We start from the raw sequence: 20,134 nt of genomic DNA on the forward strand, positions 1-20,134 counted from the left end.
ATCATTTTTAATCATTAGAACATCACCCATATAAATGACGCGACAACTAAAATCGCTGCAATTACAAAACTGACCATAGAGGCAGCGCGGCCAGATTTTAGCTCTTCGTTCATGCCCATATCAGCAAATAAATGTTTGATACCCATCACGAAGTGATATGCAATGGCGGCAACAAATATCCATGCCAAAAAGCGCACAAGTACGTTGTCAAATACGGTCTCAAAACTCTCAGGCGACGCCAATGAGTTCTGTAATAGCCACAGCATAACAGGAATTAATAAGAATAAAATAATGCCAGAGATACGATGCAAAATAGAGGCGATTGCGATCGGTGAGCGATTAACGCTAATCACTTGGCTTAGAGGCAGATCAATAGGTCGGTTGCTTTTCACAGCGGGCATCCTTTTTGCGGTTATACTCCTGTATCTGCTATCAACGCTTGACAAAAATGGTATCAGTTGAGCATCGAGCAACACACGAGACGAATAAAGTAAGGAAGAGCTAGCTGACTTCTTTTAGTTTGTGCTAAATATGAAGAAAGAATCATGTATATAAGGTATTGATAAGCTGTTTAGTGTCGCTTGTCGAGCTGACAGGCCTACAAAACAACCTATCTATTATACAACAAAGAAAATAAACATGAGTAAGATCGACTAACCAGTCTATTTTTATTGGTCGTATGAATAGCCAGACAACGTTAATATGTCTTCTCTATCAAAATAAACCTTGTACTGAGCACTAAATACTGGTGCTGAGCATCTAAAAATAGAGCAGTTAACAAGAACATTTAAACCACAGAATTCGGTTTGGTTTATCAAAATACCAGACAATCGTAAATAAGCATGTATAAAGTAAGCTCTAGGCGACACTATATCATGACCACTTATCAATTCGCACAAAGCTAGTGCCAGTCAATTCCTGCAATTATAAAATGACTGGGCGATAATTACAAATTTATCCCTAAAGTAATAAAGTCACACACTTAATTAACAAACGAATAGATATATGCAATACTGAATGTGGAAAACGCTTACCTTTGACAATTATGATCGACACTTAACTTGTCTACTGCTCATGCCCTGTCTGTTTGTAGCCTCGTTTTTTGCGAAAATCCTGCTGCGTTTTTGCGACAAACCCCAAAATATAACGTCAATATTGACGTTGTAAACATGTTTAATAAACAGAAAGTTTGGCGCAAAATAACCAATCAGACATATTTTGATACAAAAATTACAGCGAACAACCACCGCTAGGCCGTGCCAATTGGACCCACGGTCAATAAAAGTTTTTTCAAATCACAAGTAATTGCTGCTAATATACCTTGCGTATTAAATGAGTGAAACGGATTTTGCCGTTTGACAGATAACGACGTGAGGTATGCGTCTGTAGTAATTTTATTCTAACGAATCAAAAACAATGGAGAGCAATTTATGGCTGACACTAATGCCAAACTAACCGTGAATGGTGAAGAATACGAACTTCCTATTATTGAAGGTACTTTAGGGCGCCCAGTTATCGATGTTGCTGCTTTGCAAGAATCAGGATTTTGGTCTTATGACCCTGGTTTTAAAGTAACTGCTCCCGTTGAATCAAAAATTACTTATATCGATGGTGGCAAAGGCGAATTATTACACCGCGGCTACCCTATCGACGAGTTAGCAAACCATGCTGAATATCTAGAAGTGGCATATGCGTTGCTAAATGGCGAGCTACCTAACGCTGAGCAAAAGGCAGATTTCTTTGAAAAAATTCGTGAACATACGGCTGTTCATGATCAATTGCGTAAATTCTTTGAAGGTTTCCGCCGTGACGCGCATCCAATGGCCATTATGGTTGGTGTCGTTGGTGCGTTATCAGCGTTCTATCATGACAACCTAGACCTAAGCAACGAAGAGCATCGTGAAATCACAGCTATTCGTTTGATTGCTAAGATGCCTACGCTTGCGGCGATGAGCTATAAATACTCGCAGGGCGAACCGTTCATGTATCCACGTAACGACTTTAGCTACGCTGAGAACTTCTTGTACATGATGTTTGCGACTCCTGCTGATGTGGACTATGAGCCAAACGACGTCGTCACCCGCGCCATGGACAAAATCTTCACCTTGCACGCAGACCACGAGCAAAACGCCTCGACTTCTACTGTGCGCCTAGCCGGCTCAACGGGTGCCAACCCTTATGCCTGTATCGCTGCTGGTATCGCAGCTCTTTGGGGTCCATCGCATGGCGGCGCCAACGAAGCTGTACTAGAAATGCTTGATGAAATCGGTACGGTTGAAAACGTGCCAGCATTTATGGAAAAAGTGAAAAGCCGTGAAGTGAAGCTAATGGGCTTTGGTCACCGTGTCTACAAAAACTTCGATCCACGTGCGAAAGTCATGAAAGAGACTTGTGATGAAGTATTAGAAGCACTTGGTGTCAACGATCCTAAACTTGAATTGGCAATGGCACTCGAAAAAATTGCACTAGAAGACCCGTTCTTCATCGAGCGTAACCTATATCCAAACGTTGATTTTTACTCTGGTATTATCTTAAAAGCCATCGGTATCCCAACATCAATGTTTACGGTAATCTTTGCACTGGCTCGTACTTCAGGTTGGATCAGCCATTTGTTAGAGATGCACAGCGCCCCATACAAGATCGGTCGTCCACGTCAGTTATATACTGGTGAAACGCGCCGTGACTTTGTCAAGGTTGAAGACCGTAAGTAATCAAAAATAGTATCTTTACAATAAAAAATCCCGCCATCGTGCGGGATTTTTTATTGCTATGATGGGATAGATACTATTGGATATACTTCATCCAATTATTGGCAAACTCGTTACTATGTGTATCATTTAAACCGTTATTGAAACTCTTTTAACGTCTGCTCATATTTAGCAATCTGCTCGTCATATCCTTTAATCGTATCGTTGAATTTGGCCATGAGCGTTTCAAATTCTTGCTGCTGTTGTTGCTTCATTTGCTGCATATCAACCACTTGCTGCGCTTCTATTTGCTCCCATACTTGGTGCTGAATAATCAACCGAGCCAGCGCAGGGCTTTTTGCACTGACCCTTCCTGCAATCTCTGCATGCTCAAATAACTGAGGAACTAAGGTCGCTATGTTGATTAGCGTATCCGCATCTTCTGCACTAAGGGGCGTGGTCACAGGCTGATATAACGCTGCCATCGTTTGCTGATATCGCTCGATGATCTGCTCTTCCGTCAATATAATCGGTTTGCGCGGCTCAAGGCTAATACGTTTTAATACCGTTAAGTCACGCTCTCCAACTTCCGTACTTGTATTCATCTCTGTATCCGAACCTTCCTCACTGGTAGCGTTAGCTTCTACTGGACTATCAGCTGGTAATGGTTCGGAATTGGCGCTATTCGCATTTTCTGTAAGAGTAGCTGAATCGTTAGTCGCTCCATTGAGTAATAGCGACTCTTCGCTATCTGAAGTATCTGCCGCTTCCAGTGACTCATACTCTGCTTGTAGTCGACGCTGTAGCCCTTGCGCTTGCGCAACGTATATAGGCTGAAACTGCTCTATACGCGCCGCAGCAGAATCACTTTGCTGCATAGGTTGACTGTCTTCCTCACTTGTTTTTTCAGTTGTCTGAGCCTCATCTGATACAGGCGGTGCGTCAGCTTGCTGCTGACAGCCGGTCAGAAATAGCACGCCCGTTAGCGCTACTGCGGCCAGAGCTGAGCTAGCAGAAGTATCAACATTAGGCTTTACTGGCAAAAGTCGAAACATAAGCGTAAATATCCTTTAATAAGGCTAAAATATAAAAAGCTAAAATGGTGATGCACGTAGGCTTTTCGCTTACTATGAGGCAGTTTAAATAGTAAAATTGCTGTTGGCGCGTTTTTTGTCAGTCATGTCGTTTACTGTCAAAAATGGTATACAGGCTTCTAAATCCTGACAATCCTGTCCTTTTTGACGGCGCACAAAATAATCTTGAACCATTCGCGCCTGCTGCTCGATACCGTATTTAAAAAAGGACTTACCCGTCTCTAGCACATAATCATATCGCCGATCGATAAGGGCACCGCGTACCACTTTCAAGCCTTGCTGTAACTGCCACACATGGGTGAGCTCATGGATGAGCCAGCTTTGCTTGCCTAACGAGGCCACACTAAAATCTGTGATCCAATCGGCGGGATTAAAGTAAACATTACCATTCGGACTCACCGCATAACTTTTGAGAACCCACCAAGTGGTTTTTAGTCGCACTTCATCTAATCTGATACTGTCACCGAACACTGAGCGTGCCAACGCGATCTCACCAACTGTCAGACAACGCGACTGCTGCTTTTTTGCAATATTACGTGAGTATCGGTTCAATAAACGCTTGAGAGGTGGTCTCATCATAGTCAGTGCAATACCTTATCGTTGATAGGCCAGTGATAATAAATGGTGTTTGGTCAATCATTCTGATCGTTACCATTGAACCGTTAGTAAGGATGAATGATTAAAAATAAAGTGCTGGGGACATAAGCTATACGCTTCGTTAGCTTTCATTAACATGTTTTTGCGTTAGCCTAGCGTGTATTGCTTATAGCAAGTACCATACTTATAAAGTAGCCTACTTTGACTGCTGATGTCTAATACTCATTGTCATAGTAAAGTTGCTGCGAGAATCATGCCAAGCAAACAAACGCTTTTCACTTCAATAGAAATGATAACTATAGACGAGTATGTCGTTATTTAGATTTGACTATAAAATCTCTCAATGGCCGCCACTTTAGCCAATAGACCGTTTTTTAATTTTTCAATAGAGAACCTTATGCCGCCTAACTTTCATGCCGACACCCCTCTTGCTCAGCGTATGCGCCCTGCTTCTCTCGCGGCTATTATTGGCCAAGAGCATCTTTTGGCCACTGGCGCACCTTTACAGCGTTTGGTCGAACAAGGGCATCTGCCCTCTATTATTTTGCACGGCGAAGCAGGTATCGGTAAGACGACCATCGCAATGCTATTGGCTGATGCGGTCAATCGACCTTTTCATGCGCTTTCTGCATTGAATACTGGGGTCAAGCAGTTGCGCGAGGTGCTCGATAGCAAAGACTCACTGGCATTTGAGTCACCAGTGGTCTTTATCGATGAGATTCATCGGTTTAATAAGGCGCAGCAAGATGCATTATTGGGCGCGGTAGAGTCTGGTGATATTACACTGATTGGCGCCACGACAGAGAATCCGTCGTTTAGTGTGAATAACGCGCTGTTGTCACGTTGCCAAGTGTATCGTTTAGAGCCATTAACGCCTGAGCAAATCAGTGCGGTATTACGGCGGGCACTCTCGGAAGACCATATACTCAAAAAGCTCACCATCGACTTGCAGGCACAAGACACCATCAGCCAACTGGCCCACGGCGATGCCAGAAAAGCACTAAACTTGTTAGAGCTGGCGATTCAAACAGCGGATGCCAAGCAATCACCGATTGTCATCGATGACGAACTGGTCAGCCGAGTGGCGCAGACGGCATTGGTACGTTATGACAAAGATGGCGAGCAACATTACGATATTATCTCAGCCATGATCAAATCAGTGCGTGGCTCAGATCCTGACGCGGCGCTGTACTGGATGGCGCGAATGCTGGTGGGCGGAGAGCCAGCTGAATTTATCGCGCGCAGATTGGTAATCTTAGCCAGTGAAGATATCGGCAATGCCAACCCAAACGCCCTACTCCTCGCTGATGCAGCCCTGCGCAGTGTGCAATCCATCGGTATGCCAGAAGCGCGTATTATCCTAGGGCAAGTGGTGGTCTATTTAGCCACCAGTGCAAAGAGTAACAGCACGTATAAAGCGATCAATGCAGCGATGGCGTTAGCAGAAAAAGACGCCTCGCCAGTACCACTACATCTACGTAATGGCGTGACCAAACTGATGCGCAATCAAGGCTATGGTCAAGGTTATGCTTACCCGCATGATTATCCCAATCACTACTACCCTCAAAGCTATTTGCCAGAAAACTTAGCAGGCACGAGCTTTTATGAGTTTGCCGATAACCAGCGAGAACAGCATAGCAAGCAGTTTATGGCGTGGCTAAAAAGCCAAGCGGCCAGTAACGACTGATCTATTGACCCACTGGATCAAAAGGTTTGAAAGTTAGTTGCATATACTATTGGTAAAACTGAACCCTGTTTTTAAAAGACTAAGCGTTATAGTTCAGCTTTGGGTCAGCACGCTGAGGCAAAAACCGTTAAAATACCTATCGTCATGATGAATAAGAATCATGAAACATTTTCATATTTGGTTGCTACGATGATCAAACGATTTGCTCAACGGCAACAGCACGTGTTACCAACTACTGCTACAATGAGCCGACAACCCTTTATATTACAAACCACACATATTTATTAATAATAAAATATTGAGATTTACTATGAGTTTAAATACGATTCCTGAGATTATCGAAGACATTCGTGCTGGAAAAATGGTCATCTTGATGGATGATGAAGACCGCGAAAACGAAGGCGATATCATCATGGCGGCGACCCATGTTCGTCCTGAAGACATTAACTTTATGATTACCCACGCGCGCGGCTTGGTGTGTCTGACGCTATCACAAGCGCGTTGCCAGCAATTGGCATTGCCGCTGATGTCAGATCGCAACGAGGCAAAATTTAGCACCAACTTTACAGTATCGATTGAGGCGGCTGAAGGCGTGACCACAGGTATCTCAGCGGCTGACCGTGCTCGCACTATTCAAGCCGCTGTATCTTCGGCAGCCAAACCAGAAGACATCGTGCAGCCTGGGCATATTTTCCCTATCATGGCACAAAACGGCGGCGTTCTACACCGTGCAGGCCACACAGAAGCAGGGTGCGACTTGGCTCGCCTAGCGGGACTGGAGCCTGCAGCGGTGATTGTAGAAATCATCAACGCTGATGGCACCATGGCACGTCGCGATGATCTTGAGATATTTGCCAAAGAGCATAACATCAAGATGGGCACCATTGCTGATCTCATCAACTACCGCATCGCCAATGAGCAAACGGTAGAGGAAATCGAAACTCGTCCTTTTGAAACAGAACATGGCACTTTTACCTTGCACCGTTTCCGCGAGTTCGGCGCTGAAGAAACTCATATCGCCTTGGTAAAAGGAGATGTGAGCGAAGGCGTGAGTACCGTACGTGTCCACGGTTTCCACCCGCTGCGTGATTTATTTGCCGCCAAAAATGATATGACTGGTCGTAGTGGCTGGAGCGTCCAATCAGCGCTAGAAGAGATTAGCGCCTCAGAGCGCGGTGTGTTGGTTTGGGTCGGCAATCATCAGCCGGTCGATCTAGGAGATGCATTAGATAAAGCCTTGGACAATGAGTCACAATCGACCATCACCCAGCAGCCTTATCGCAGTATCGGCGTTGGTGCACAGATATTACGTCATTTAGGCGTCCGTGATATGCGTCTACTGTCATCGCCCATGAAGTTTTATGCGTTATCAGGTTTTGATCTCAATGTGGTGGATTTTGTGCACGCCCCGCAAGAGAGCTAAAATCTACTTGGAAAATGGCCTGAGAAAAGTCATGAAAAAAGGCACGCTACGATAATGTTAGCGCGCCTTTTTTATTTTTGATGGTTATATAACACTATCCGAGATAGGTCATCAACGCAGCTAAAGCCTATTCTAATATTCAGGGGTATGACCAAATTTTGCCTCTAATGCCAGTAAGCGCGCACGTTCTTCTGCTGTCCACGGTAACTTACCTTTCCCATCACTATCGAGACGCACTACGACGGCATCAGCGGTCGCAACGATTTTGTTTTGTGCTGTACTATAGTAGCTATATTCCATCGCAATACTGGTATTGCCCAGACGCTGACAGCGAACGCCCAATAACAAAGTATCAGGATAGGTCACTGGGTGCAAATACTGGCAGCTCGACTGTGCTAAGACGGTGACCATACTGCCATCGAACATATCTAACGCATGTAAATAGCCAATGCGCGCTGACTCAGAATAACGATAATACACCACGTTATTTAAATGGTTAAAGGCATCCATCTCACCCCAATGAATCGGCTGATAATGAATCACTGGGTAATGCGCCAGTACTTCAGGTCGATCACTTGCTACCTCAGACATAAAATCTGGCTTTTCACTCATATTGGTCATAACTTACCTTGTGTCTCATGTTGTCTATATATAGCTGTTTCGAACCGTATCGATTAAGGTTGTGGCTTATCCAAAATCTGTGTGGTTAACAAGGGTGTTGGCTTAGGAGCATTGACAATCAGTTGGTCAAACCAGGCAATGACCTCTGGTATATCATTTGGCGACTGCATGGTCTCTAGGTTGTTGTCCGTACCCTTTGGCTTTTTGTCGGATGGAGCAATGCCAATGGCGCCAACTTGCGCGGAGTTTTTGCCATTGCTAACCGATGATTTAGGTAGTAAGGTTTTTAGCTGTTTGCGCGCTTGGGTCAAATAATTGATCAGTTGATCCTGCTCGCGCATATTGCTCGCTTGGCTCGCCAGATTCAACGTCATGATGACTTCATGAATCGTCAGTTGTCTACGCGTCAATGTCACCTCGTTACGAGATGACTTATCAGCAGACCCAGTCGTTGCTGATTGCGATGACGCATCTTTGGTTGCTGCATCGACAAGCTCTCGGCGCTGGATATCAGTACCCTCGTAACTCCCAAGGCGCTCATGACTGTGCAAAAACTCTTGGATGTTTTGAATCGCAAGATTTTGTATTTGCCAGGGGCTAGGTTGTGAGCTTTGCGCTTGTAATCGCTCGATGTCTTTAAGCAAACTTTGCTTGATTACGACGGTCAATGCAGGTGCAATCTCGTTGCTACTTTGTGCCAATTGCCAATGCAAACCTCGCAACAACTCGATCGCGGCACTATCATTGTTGTCTGCTAGCAATCTGTCAGCGGCTTTTATTTGAATACGTAGTAAATCCAGCTGGTTTTGCGCTTGGCTACTGGCTTTGATTCTAGGCTCTGGCAATGTCTGCTGACTCATGGCAAATAAACGATCGTCCATCTCATTTAGACGACTGACAACCTGCTCATTGCTCTGCAACCGCTCATTGACACTGTGCTGAAAACGCTGCTGACTAATATAGAGCCAGAGTAATGCCGCGATAAGCAGCAAAATGACCAACCACTGCATCCGCAGCAGCAAGATATTTGCTTGCCGACGCTGCTGTATAGCAGAAGGATCCTTAGATAAAGACTCAGAATTCATTGGCATAAGACAGTACCGTGATGGGTAGGTATAAACATATTTAAATCAAATAGAAATTATAAAATTAGGGCATGTCCCCAATTCAAACGTTTGTCACTAAATGGACTAAAAATGGCTAAATCTTTGACGCTGTTTGCCTGTGATTTATCTCATTTTTATCACCATTTTTAAAATAGGGACACGCCCTAAGTCTAAGTATTGGTAGTGATGGCTGAAAGAATGGTGTCTGGCGCCAAATCCTCTACGCGCCAATAGCTCAAGCGCTGCGCTGCAACCATATTTGCTAAGCGCTCACCCAATACGACATAAGAAAAGTCTGCTAGCGTGAGTGGCAAATTATCTCTTGCATCAGTCATTATGTCATTACTACGTTTTGGTTCTGACATTTTTTCTCTTGCACCTTGGACGATGCTCGTCCAATGCTCAAAAGCAACGCCACTACTCACGACGACGATAGGTTTTGCTTGCTTTGGTGTTGTATTTGTCGTTTGATTACATACAAAAAAATCTTTTTGCCACTGCTGATACTGAGTCATTGCCTCGGTAGGCATTGTACGCTTATACCACGCAATACTATCGATATGTACACCGCGTGCTTGTAAAGTATCGACCAATAATCGTCGCCCGCCCAGTCCGCGCCATATCAAAAGCTTATCACCCGCCTGTAAACGCTCTATCTCAGGCATTGCTAGCATACCTTCATTATTGGCAACTTCAGGCTGTCGTACTTGGTAGTTTGCCGAGTCTATATTGGATTGGGTCAATGCCGTAGCGGTTGCTTGACCCACTGCAATGATTTGACTTGGGGCTACCAAAGCTTCAGAAGCTATGTTGGCTGCTTTATTGTCCGGTTGCGCATAACTACTATCGTCATGCTCACTGTACACAAGCGACTGCCAAACATTCAACCCAGAAGTGGCCGCCGTTGGGCTTATGATGACCAGAGCCTTATATTCACCTGCTAGCCACGCACGCATCAATGCTAGGTCATCGCCAGTCGTTGGGCGCGGCTGCAACGTCAACATCGGTATCTCAACCACCGTGAACCCTGCTGCTCGCAAATGATTCGTCAATGGCGCAGCGCGTGCTATCGGCCGCGTATTGATGACAATTTTTGGCACCGACCCATCAGTGGATTGATTTTTATGAGTAGACCTAGCTTTAGTTGACGTTGATGACATAGATGTACCACGACAAAAGGCTTGTAGAATGGACTGAATCATCGACCAAACAGTGGATATGTGGATCAATGACTCAGTATGACAAAGTGAATACGCTATTCAGCGTGATAAATCGCTGACAAGATAGCCCCTGCACCATCAGCAAGTAGTATATTGGCAACATCAATACCGAGCTGATTTGCCTGCGACTCTTGCTCGTCTTGTGTACCAACCAATGTCACTCGCTTTTCTGCTTTTAACAGCTTACTACCATCCGCTTTACCCACTCGACCACGTAACCACAATACATTACCGTTATCGTTGTTATCGTTGTTGCCGTTTTCACCATTGTCATCGTTATTCGCACTGGTTTCATCCGCCATCTGCAACACTGCGTAGGCTGCAATCGGGACTTGGCAGCCACCCTCCAAGTGACGGTTAAGCGCACGCTCAGCGATAAGGCGAATACGCGCTTTATCATCGTTCAATGGCGCTAGTAATTTCAACACCTCGTCATCACCTTCACGGCATTCAATGGCTAACGCACCTTGACCAACGGCAGGCAAGCAGGCATCAATATCTAGCTGCCCACGTATCCGCTCATCTAATTCAATACGCTGCAAGCCACTGGTCGCCAAGATAATGGCATCATACTCGCCTGCATCTAATTTTCCCAAACGCGTACCGACATTGCCGCGCAAGGTTTTGATCTGTAGATCTGGGCGGTAGGCTTTGATCTGACATTGACGGCGCAAACTTGAAGTCCCAACAACTGCACCTTGCGGCAATTCATCAATACTATTATAAGTATTTGAGACAAAAGCATCAGTTGGTGAAGCACGCTTGCAATAGACACCTAGTGTCAAGCCTTCAGGCAGCTGCATCGGTACGTCCTTTAGCGAATGTACCGCAATATCTGCTTGCTTGTTATACAATGCTTGCTCGAGCTCTTTGACAAATAAACCCTTACCGCCAATTTTGGCCAAAGGTGTGTCCAAAATCTTGTCACCCTTAGTGACAATTTTTAGTAACTCAACTGTCAACTCAGGATAGAGCGCCAGTAAGCGATCACGAATATGCTCCGCTTGCCATAGAGCCAAAGGACTCTGTCGCGTGGCGATGGTTAAGGTAGTCAAAGCAGGTTGCTGCAGATTGCTCATAAAGGGCCTCAATAAATTCGGTACTATAATCTAAATGCTACAATGTCAGTGCTAAGTTGGTGCTAAGCGATTAGGAAAACTTGCCACAAAAAATGATCGACTCACATCAGAGATAGTAAATGCTGGCGCAAAAAAATACCCCTATTTAAGCATAAATAAGGGTTTGATGATATGGGATGATTATGTCGCTCTGAAAACATCCTATTACATGCTTTGGATTTTGTCACGTAAGGCTGGCAGATGACGACGACTCACGGCTAACGTCTCATCGATTCCTTTAAAACGTATCTGATATTGTCCAGCGTCTAGGGTTTCTAAAAAGTCTAAAAAATTCAGATTGATAATAGCGTTGCGATGCACACGGAACAAACGATCATCAAACTCTCGCTCTAGCTCTTTTAGGGTCTCATCAATCAATACCATACCATCTTTGTGACGTACTTTGACGTATTTTTGATCTGCCGCAAAATAATAGATATCTTTGAGCTTAATCAATTCGACCCCGCGATGGGTACGAGCAGCAATATGCTCGCGTATCGGACGCGCCGCTGGATTTGCAAGCTTGCGAATTTCGTTCAATTGCGCCGCGTTTAGGTTTTTTGCTTTGTTCAGTGCTTCTAATAGCTCGTCTTTGTTTGCCGGTTTCAACAGATAACCAATTGCATTGGCTTTTAGTGCCGCTATCGCATAATGATCGTAAGCGGTGACAAATATAATGGCTGGTGGATGATTAAGTTTGTCCAGCTCTTGAGCACAGCGCACCCCATCCATCTCAGGCATACGAATGTCTAATAATATAATGTCAGGCTGCTGAGTTTTTACGGCGACAATCGCTTCTGCCCCTGTGGTAGCTTGAGCAACCACCTCATGACCTGACTCCTGTACGATTCTGACCAAACGCTCACGCGCTAAAGGCTCATCATCACAAACTACAATACGCATGTAAGCTCCCACCCCAAACTCTACTGAATATGTTTCGATGGTATGACGAATGTACTGACCAGTTCAATATGGTGAAATTTTCTGCATCATATTTTTGATAGTAACCATTCATTGTCAATAATTGCCAGATAAAAATCGCAATAACCATATAGATATAAAAGACGATGCAATAAATATGCCACAACATCTTATAATAAGAATATAGTGTCTGAGAACATCATAAAAAACGGTAAAAGAGGAAAAGTTATAAACTGACGTCTTGTAAGGGATAGTCAATAATGGTAGTGATGTGGTTACCAGTAACTGTGCTTTGGATATCAGCGCTTTGACCAAAGTACGCACGTAATCGATCCGCTTGAATATAAAAATCCATATGCTGACGCAAATTATGGTTAATGATTAAGGTCTTTGTGGGAAGTTCGACGTCGATCTGAATAGCTACTCTGTGCTGCTCCCAAGTGACTTTAATATTAAAATGGATGGTTTCAGTGGTCATCTCAACCACATTGAGTAGCATTTTCTCCAGTACGCTTTGTAAGGTTAACGCTGTAATCACCATATCATACATAATATCTTCATCAGGCAAATCCCAATGGACCTCGAGTTTGTCTGCCAAACGGCTAGACTCGATCGCTAGATAATGCTCACACAGCGCCACTTCTTCTTCAAAGCTAATCTCACGTTCGCCGCTAAAACTGGCACGATATAAGACCGAAACGTTTTGTAATAAAGCAGAGGCTTTTGACGGATTGGACTCAATGAGTGAGACCAGTGTGTTGATGGTATTAAAGAAGAAGTGAGGCGCGGTGCGGGCTTTTATTAAGTCATTCTGTGCAGTCAATTTGTATTCAAACGATAGCTTGAGCGCATTAAGCTCACGGTAGCTACGCAAAAAGTATAATAAAAATACAATGGTAAAACCGCCCGTCAGTACGGTATTGAAAAACAGATTGGTCATAAAAGCTTGACGATCATATTCCATCAAACCCATATTAATCAAAACCAAAACGACTAAAGCCATAGAAACCGTCGCGGCAAACATCATCAGCATGACGATACGCACACTCACACTCGGAATGCTGGCATTTTTGAAGACAGGGCGCAGATAATCTACCAAATATAATGCAGGTATAACGGTCAAACCGTTTTGTATGGTTCGCGCAACAAGCTTGATGATAAAGTCCGACCAACTGGACAGACCATGCCGCTCAATCACTGTGAGAAACAGTGACCAAAGAGCAATATATGTCAGCCACTGCAAAGGCCTCATGATCTCCATGAGTTTTGGAATAAAAAACTCTAAGCGCGTAGCTAGTAAGGCAACCTCATCATTTGCTATACTTGAGTTCTTACTCTCTTGACTTGTCTTGTACCAATATGAACGCCAATTCTTCAAACCTTACTAATCCTGAATCAAGTAAAAATTCATCTGCTTCTGATTCTAGCACGAATGTCTCAGTAACAAACAAAGATGCACAAAACAGCCCTACCAGTACTCAGGGCCAGCAGATGTGGGGTGGACGCTTCAGTGAAGCGACGGACAGCTTCGTGGCTGCCTTTACCGCCTCTGTCGGCTTCGACCAACGCTTTGCTCGTCACGATATTCAAGGATCGATTGCCCATGCAACGATGCTCAAAGAATGCGATATCTTGACTGCTGATGAAGTGGCCACCATTATCGACGGTCTTCATCAAGTATTACGTGAGATCGAAGCAGGTGAGTTTAGCTGGTCAATCGCCCTCGAAGACGTGCACATGAATGTCGAATCACGCCTCACTGATATTATAGGCGCTGTTGGCAAAAAACTACACACGGGTCGTAGCCGTAACGATCAGGTCGCGACCGACATTCGTTTGTGGTTACGTGAAGAGATCGATAATATTATCGAGCTGCTCATACGCTTACAAAGTGGCTTGCTTGATCTGGCTGATCAACATACCGATACCATTATGCCTGGTTTTACGCATTTACAAACCGCTCAGCCTGTCAGCTTTGGTCACCATGTAATGGCGTGGTTTGAGATGTTGTATCGCGATACTGAGCGTTTGATTGACGCCCGCCGCCGTATCAATCAGATGCCACTTGGTAGCGCCGCACTCGCTGGCACGACGTTCCCGATTGATCGTACAATCACCGCTGAGCTATTGGGTTTTGAAGGTATTTGTCAAAATTCGCTCGATGCCGTCTCAGATCGTGATTTTGCGATTGAGTTCACCTCCGCCGCCTCGATTCTGATGATGCACATGTCACGTATGAGCGAAGAGATTATTCTGTGGATGTCAGCGCAGTTTAACTTTGTGCAGATACCAGATCGTTTCTGTACTGGCTCATCAATCATGCCGCAGAAGAAAAACCCTGACGTGCCAGAATTGGTACGCGGTAAAGCGGCACGTGTCTTTGGTCAGCTGATGACATTACTCAGCCTGATGAAAAGCCAGCCACTCGCCTACAACAAAGACAACCAAGAAGACAAAGAGCCTTTGTTTGATTGTGTTGACACGCTAACAGGCTCACTACTTGCCTTTGCTGATATGCTGCCCAACATCGTCCCCAACAAAGAAAGTATGCGTGCTGCGACAATGAAAGGCTATGCTACTGCCACTGACTTGGCAGATTATCTGGTCCGTCAAGGCGTTGCATTCCGTGATGCGCATGAAGTCGTGGGTAATGCGGTTGCACTAGGCATTAAAGAAGGCGTTGATCTCAGTGACTTATCCTTGGCACAACTACAGCAATTCAGCGATGCCATCGGTGAGGATGTCTTTGACTATCTCACGCTAGAGGGCTCACTAGCAGCTCGTGACCATCTGGGCGGTACTGCGCCAAATCAAGTCAAGCAAGCCGTAATCAATGGCCGCGCTCGTTTAAAAGCCTTTGCTTGATCATATCGTTTTAAGCATAAGTGAACTGACCGCGCTACATCTGACACCCGCTATTGATGCGGGTGTTTTTTATTTATAGTCAATCCCCTATAAAAGAGCTATAGCGTTAACCTCACTTGCAGTATCACAGTTACATCTGCGCTCGGTTGTCTTATATCTCTTTTAAACTGAATTAACTATAACTTACTATCAGCTACCCGCCCTTTTTTCGCGCTTTCTTTGTCTATCTGATATGAAACGATAAATCAGAATAAAGGCAAGACGTGCTGATAACACCTTATAGATTTGTGTCTGTTTAATAACAGACACGAGATACCCTTTGCTAAATTGACCAAGAGCGTTATCATAGGCTCATATGATTATTTAATTTGCCTGCTAGGGCATATCATCATTTAGATAGCGAGGCTTAAAATAAGATAAATGGTAGTCAAACAAGGAAAAAACTGCAGAGAATATCGGTATATTCACAAAGTTTTTGACGATGTTTGACAAGATGTAGCCATTTTAAGACCGCTAAATGATTTAATGGGCTAATTGATGGCATGGCCTAATATGATAAATAAGGAACACCTGATGACTGAGACTTTTAATCCCCAAGACAATACCGTGTTTTGCCGCAAATACAAGCAAGAACTACCAAAAATGCCGCATCCGCCCTTCCCTAACAAAAAAGGCCAAGAGCTACAAGACACAGTCTCTGACAAGGCATGGAAAGAGTGGCTAGAACATCAAACCATGCTTATCAATGAGAATCATTTGAGCATGATGGATCCTGAAGCTAAAAAATTCTTGACCGAGCAACGTGATAAGTTCTTGGATAATGAAGACTATGAGCGCGCTCAAGGCTGGACGCCAGAAAGCTAGGCTGAGACCACTGCATTACGCCCATAAAAAACGCGCTATAGTAAGCGCGTTTTTTACGTAAGAAGACTATTTTGCCTGCGTTATTAGTCGTCATTACTTTCTAAAGCTTCGTAGTCGTCGACTGACATCGTGCTCACTTGACGAGCAGCCAGACGATCATTGGCTTCTTGCACTGCTTTTTCGACCATGGCATAGTCTGAATGGCGTACATCTTGACCACTGATATAGTTGATGACCAGCTCCGCCACGTTTTGCGCATGATCGCCGATACGTTCAAGCGAGCGCAAAATCCACATGATATTGATAACCTTTGAGACTTGTCTTGAGTCTTCCATGATATAGGTCATCAACGCGCGAATGGCAGATTGATATTCGTTATTGACCACACTGTCATTGCGCATGACCTCAAACGCCTGCTCAGCATTTGATTGACTAAAGGCTTCTAGTGCGTTGTTAAGCATCAGTCTTACCTGATTGCTCAAATGCTGCACTTCAGCATAGCCGTAAGACGATTTGCCTTGTGCGGCAATTCTGCTGGCCATTTTCGCGATTTTTACCGCCTCATCGCCAATACGTTCCAAATCTACCACGCCTTTACTGATCGACATAACCAGACGCAAATCTCCTGCGGCAGGTTGACGCTTGGCAACCAACAATAAAATATGTTCATCGAGCTCAACCTCCATGCGGTTGATATCAAAGTCCATCTCGATGACCTCTTGCGCCAGTGTCTCGTCTCTATCAATAAGTGCATGAATCGCTTTGGCCACTTGGTTGGCAGCACTATCACCCATGTATAAGAACAAACGGATGGCTTCATCAAGATCTTGGTCAAAACTTTTGGAGATATGCTTATCACTTTGCATAAGAGGTATTCCCTGAAATCTATATTTTAGTAGCGCGATATGCTGATTGAGTGAAACGACCCAACTTCAGTATTAGCTCTTCAGTACTAATTAATCGGCCCTAGCCATAGCGACCAGTAATATAATCTTCTGTCGCAGTTTGGGTAGGTTTGGTAAAGATCTGATCGGTCTCACCCATCTCGATCATATCGCCTAGATACATATAGACGGTATAGTCTGATACCCGCGCCGCTTGCTGCATGTTGTGGGTAACAATGGCGATGGTATAGTCATTTTTGAGATCTTCTATCAGATCTTCGATAGCGCCCGTCGAGATAGGGTCAAGCGCAGAGGTTGGTTCATCGAGCAGCAATATTTCAGGCTTGGTTGCGACACTACGGGCAATACACAGACGCTGCTGCTGACCACCTGATAGCGACAGGCCGGATGCTTTTAGCTTATCTTTCACTTCTGGCCATAGCGCCGATTTTTTTAGTGCCCACTCCACGCGATTATCTAGCTCGTCTTTGCTGAGCTTCTCATAGAGTTTGACACCAAAGGCAACATTGTCATAGATCGACATGGGAAACGGGGTTGGCTTTTGAAATACCATACCGACCTGCGCGCGTAGCAAGTTGACATCGATGTCTTTGCCCAAAATATTGCGCCCATCAAGGTTGATAGCGCCCTCTGCACGCATTCCTGGATACAGATCATACATGCGGTTAAAGGTACGTAGCAGCGTCGATTTGCCGCAACCTGACGGACCAATGAACGCCGTTACTTTCTTTTCTGCGATATCGATATTGATGTTTTTTAATGCCTGAAAATCATCGTAGTAAAAGTTAAGATCGCGGACTTCCATTTTTGCTTTGGGCATGTTTTTGGGCATATCATGAATACTTTGCTTGGTGAAGTCAGCAGTATTGGGTTGCTGCGATTGCGCACTATGAGACGTGGTTCTATTTAACAAGCTGTCTGTTGTACTGTTAAAGCGATCAGCCGTTGTTTCTGTGCGGGCTTTGCTTACGACATCATTCATAATATTATCCAACCTAGCTTAGTGTATTTCGTATAAATATAAGTAAATACTTGGTATCTTTGCAGCGATATCTGTCTTTATTTGACCTGACCGCGATTGCCAATAAATCTTGCCAAAATATTCAATACCAAGACCGACGCTGTGATCAGCAGCGCGGCTGACCATGCCAGTGTGTGCCAATTATCATAAGGACTCATCGCAAACTGATAGATGGTATTGGGTAAGTTGGCAATTGGCTGACCCATATCGGTACTGAAATACTGATTATTGAGGGCGGTAAATAGTAATGGCGCCGTCTCACCAGTGATACGAGCAAAAGCCAAAAGTACCCCTGTCGTCAGTCCCGCTTTGGCAGCCTTGATAGTCACTTGCGTCACCATTTTCCACTTGGGCGTGCCAAGTGCATAAGCCGCTTCGCGCAAGCTATTGGGTACCAGATTCAGCATATTCTCTGTGGTACGTACGACGACTGGAATGACAATCAATGCCAATGCCAATGCGCCTGCCCAACCAGAGAAACTTTGACCTTTGACCATTAAAGCATATATAAACAGACCAATGACAATGGATGGTGCCGATAATAAAATATCGTTCAAAAAGCGCGTCACTTGGCCAAGCATACTGCCTCTAGAAAACTCAGACAAATAAATACCAGTCATAAGCCCGATGGGTGCGCCGATGAACAACCCTGAAAACGCCAGCATGGCAGAACCCACGATCGCATTGCGCAAACCACCTGGACTCATCGGCGGTGGCGTGTCAGCGGTAAAAATTGGCAGCTGCACCATGCCTTGGAAGCCTTCAATAAACAGCGTCACCAAGATCCATGATAACCAAAATAAGCCAAACACCATGGCTGACATGGCAAACCCCAAACCCAGCTTATTCATCCAGCGACGTTTGTTGTACAGACTCTTGTTGTAACGCCCCACGCTGCTTGGCTTGGTGGTCATGGGCGCATTCATCGCATTGTTAGCAGCCATACTATTTATTTCCCATATCTTTTATCAATATCAATCGAGATCCAATAACCATGCTTAGGCTTATCGGTTACCTGCTTTGTGATCCATGCGCATGAGCATCAGTTTGGCCAACGACAGCACGATGAAGGTGATAATAAACAAGATTAAGCCCAGATGTAGTAAAGATGCTAGATGCAGCTCACTTGACGCTTCGGCAAACTCATTGGCCAATGCTGAGGTGATGGTCACACCAGAAGTAAATAGACTTGGGCTGATATTGAACGCATTACCGATCAAGAAAGTCACTGCCATGGTCTCACCGAGCGCACGACCCAGTCCCAAAATCACGCCGCCAACGACACCCGCTTTGGTATAAGGCAAGATAATCTTGAACATCACTTCCCACGTCGTCGCACCCATACCGTAGGCCGACTCTTTGAGTAGATCTGGCACCACAGAGAAAACATCACGCATGGTGGCAGCGATAAAAGGGATAATCATGATGGCAAGTACCAAGGACGCGGTAAACATCCCTAGTCCCATGGGTGCGCCTGTAAACAGCTTACCGATGATAGGTAGCGGGCCCACATGCTCAATAAACCATGGCTGAATATGCTCACCAAAGAAAGGCGCAAAGACAAACAAGCCCCACATCCCATAAATGATAGAAGGAATACCTGCCAACAGCTCAATGGCAATGCCAAGCGGTTTTTTGAGGAACTTTGGACACATTTCGGTCAAAAATATCGCAATACCAAAACTGACTGGTACAGCGATAACAATCGCGATAAATGACGTCACCAAGGTGCCATAAATAGGCGCGAGTGCCCCGTACTCATTGGAAACCGTATCCCAATTATTACTGCTATAAAACCCCAGACCAAACTCTTGGATACTCGGCCACGCCCCAACAATCAGAGACACCAAAATGCCCCCTAACGATAGGAGGACGAGTATGGCAAACGCTTTGGTAGAATTGACAAATAAAGCGTCGTAACGTTTTTGTTTAGCCAGTTGGGACCTTAAGTCTGTCATAAGTGTCTCAGCATTGAATGGGTGAATTCAAAAAATCAGGGTGTTCA

At 44.8% G+C, this 20,134-nt stretch carries 18 protein-coding genes; 5 read left to right on the forward strand and 13 right to left on the reverse strand.

Translation table 11 applies throughout. The annotated features are described in order from the left end of the window. Positions 1 to 14: 14 nt before the first annotated feature. Positions 15 to 401: a succinate dehydrogenase, cytochrome b556 subunit gene (gene sdhC / locus AOT82_RS08000; RefSeq protein WP_083328899.1), complete on the reverse strand. Its 387-nt coding sequence runs from the start codon at positions 399 to 401 to the stop codon at positions 15 to 17. A 1,029-nt stretch (positions 402 to 1,430) separates the two neighbouring features. Here sdhC and gltA point away from each other — a divergent pair. Then, positions 1,431 to 2,711, forward strand: coding sequence for a citrate synthase (gene gltA / locus AOT82_RS08005; protein WP_071002573.1), 1,281 nt, complete (start codon positions 1,431 to 1,433; stop codon positions 2,709 to 2,711). Positions 2,712 to 2,845: 134 nt separating this feature from the next. On the opposite strand, the gene AOT82_RS08010 is transcribed toward gltA, so the two are convergent. Further along, a complete protein-coding gene (locus AOT82_RS08010; RefSeq protein WP_071002574.1) occupies positions 2,846 to 3,742 on the reverse strand; it encodes a hypothetical protein in 897 nt (298 codons plus the stop codon). An 84-nt stretch (positions 3,743 to 3,826) separates the two neighbouring features. Further along, positions 3,827 to 4,357: a type IV secretion protein Rhs gene (locus AOT82_RS08015; RefSeq protein ID WP_392397100.1), complete on the reverse strand. Its 531-nt coding sequence runs from the start codon at positions 4,355 to 4,357 to the stop codon at positions 3,827 to 3,829. 418 nt (positions 4,358 to 4,775) lie between these two features. Between AOT82_RS08015 and AOT82_RS08020 the strand changes: the two genes are divergently transcribed. Both AOT82_RS08020 and ribBA read left to right on the forward strand, forming a co-directional pair. Further along, positions 4,776 to 6,065: a replication-associated recombination protein A gene (locus AOT82_RS08020; RefSeq protein ID WP_071002576.1), complete on the forward strand. Its 1,290-nt coding sequence runs from the start codon at positions 4,776 to 4,778 to the stop codon at positions 6,063 to 6,065. A 310-nt stretch (positions 6,066 to 6,375) separates the two neighbouring features. Then, positions 6,376 to 7,488 carry a bifunctional 3,4-dihydroxy-2-butanone-4-phosphate synthase/GTP cyclohydrolase II gene (gene ribBA / locus AOT82_RS08025; RefSeq protein WP_071002577.1) on the forward strand — a complete coding sequence of 371 codons (1,113 nt, stop codon included), beginning with the start codon at positions 6,376 to 6,378 and terminating at the stop codon, positions 7,486 to 7,488. Between the two features lie 132 nt (positions 7,489 to 7,620). Here ribBA and AOT82_RS08030 read toward each other — a convergent pair whose 3' ends face one another. The 6 genes from AOT82_RS08030 to AOT82_RS08055 form a co-directional block, all read right to left on the reverse strand. Beyond that, the gene (locus tag AOT82_RS08030; RefSeq protein WP_392397098.1) at positions 7,621 to 8,109 is read right to left on the reverse strand and encodes an acyl-CoA thioesterase; all 489 of its coding nucleotides are present in this window, start codon (positions 8,107 to 8,109) and stop codon (positions 7,621 to 7,623) included. Positions 8,110 to 8,162: 53 nt separating this feature from the next. After that, positions 8,163 to 9,200, reverse strand: coding sequence for a hypothetical protein (locus AOT82_RS08035; RefSeq protein WP_071002578.1), 1,038 nt, complete (start codon positions 9,198 to 9,200; stop codon positions 8,163 to 8,165). Between the two features lie 185 nt (positions 9,201 to 9,385). Next, the gene (locus AOT82_RS08040; RefSeq protein ID WP_071002579.1) at positions 9,386 to 10,375 is read right to left on the reverse strand and encodes a uroporphyrinogen-III synthase; all 990 of its coding nucleotides are present in this window, start codon (positions 10,373 to 10,375) and stop codon (positions 9,386 to 9,388) included. A 95-nt stretch (positions 10,376 to 10,470) separates the two neighbouring features. After that, positions 10,471 to 11,514, reverse strand: coding sequence for a hydroxymethylbilane synthase (gene hemC / locus AOT82_RS08045; protein WP_071002580.1), 1,044 nt, complete (start codon positions 11,512 to 11,514; stop codon positions 10,471 to 10,473). A gap of 204 nt (positions 11,515 to 11,718) precedes the next feature. Continuing rightward, on the reverse strand, positions 11,719 to 12,456 hold the full coding sequence (locus AOT82_RS08050; protein ID WP_071002581.1) for a LytR/AlgR family response regulator transcription factor: 738 nt from the start codon (positions 12,454 to 12,456) through the stop codon (positions 11,719 to 11,721). A 244-nt stretch (positions 12,457 to 12,700) separates the two neighbouring features. Next, entirely contained in the window at positions 12,701 to 13,726 is a 1,026-nt protein-coding gene (locus AOT82_RS08055) for a histidine kinase (protein ID WP_227517127.1), read from the reverse strand. Positions 13,727 to 13,965: 239 nt separating this feature from the next. Between AOT82_RS08055 and argH the strand changes: the two genes are divergently transcribed. After that, positions 13,966 to 15,339: an argininosuccinate lyase gene (gene argH, locus AOT82_RS08060; protein ID WP_071003720.1), complete on the forward strand. Its 1,374-nt coding sequence runs from the start codon at positions 13,966 to 13,968 to the stop codon at positions 15,337 to 15,339. Positions 15,340 to 15,912: 573 nt separating this feature from the next. Beyond that, a complete protein-coding gene (locus AOT82_RS08065; protein WP_071002583.1) occupies positions 15,913 to 16,203 on the forward strand; it encodes an oxidative damage protection protein in 291 nt (96 codons plus the stop codon). A gap of 83 nt (positions 16,204 to 16,286) precedes the next feature. Here the strand turns inward: AOT82_RS08065 and phoU are convergent, their stop codons facing one another. The 4 genes from phoU to pstC form a co-directional block, all read right to left on the reverse strand. After that, a complete protein-coding gene (phoU, locus tag AOT82_RS08070) occupies positions 16,287 to 17,069 on the reverse strand; it encodes a phosphate signaling complex protein PhoU (protein WP_058023580.1) in 783 nt (260 codons plus the stop codon). Positions 17,070 to 17,169: 100 nt separating this feature from the next. Beyond that, positions 17,170 to 18,090, reverse strand: a complete 921-nt coding sequence (pstB, locus tag AOT82_RS08075) for a phosphate ABC transporter ATP-binding protein PstB (protein ID WP_071002584.1) — start codon at positions 18,088 to 18,090, stop codon at positions 17,170 to 17,172. A gap of 77 nt (positions 18,091 to 18,167) precedes the next feature. Then, positions 18,168 to 18,980 carry a phosphate ABC transporter permease PstA gene (pstA, locus tag AOT82_RS08080; RefSeq protein WP_392397101.1) on the reverse strand — a complete coding sequence of 271 codons (813 nt, stop codon included), beginning with the start codon at positions 18,978 to 18,980 and terminating at the stop codon, positions 18,168 to 18,170. Between the two features lie 153 nt (positions 18,981 to 19,133). Continuing rightward, positions 19,134 to 20,087, reverse strand: coding sequence for a phosphate ABC transporter permease subunit PstC (pstC, locus tag AOT82_RS08085; RefSeq protein WP_071002585.1), 954 nt, complete (start codon positions 20,085 to 20,087; stop codon positions 19,134 to 19,136). Positions 20,088 to 20,134 lie beyond the last annotated feature (47 nt).

The organism is Psychrobacter sp. AntiMn-1 (assembly GCF_001854065.1).
GTDB classification, from domain to species: Bacteria; Pseudomonadota; Gammaproteobacteria; order Pseudomonadales; family Moraxellaceae; genus Psychrobacter; species Psychrobacter pacificensis.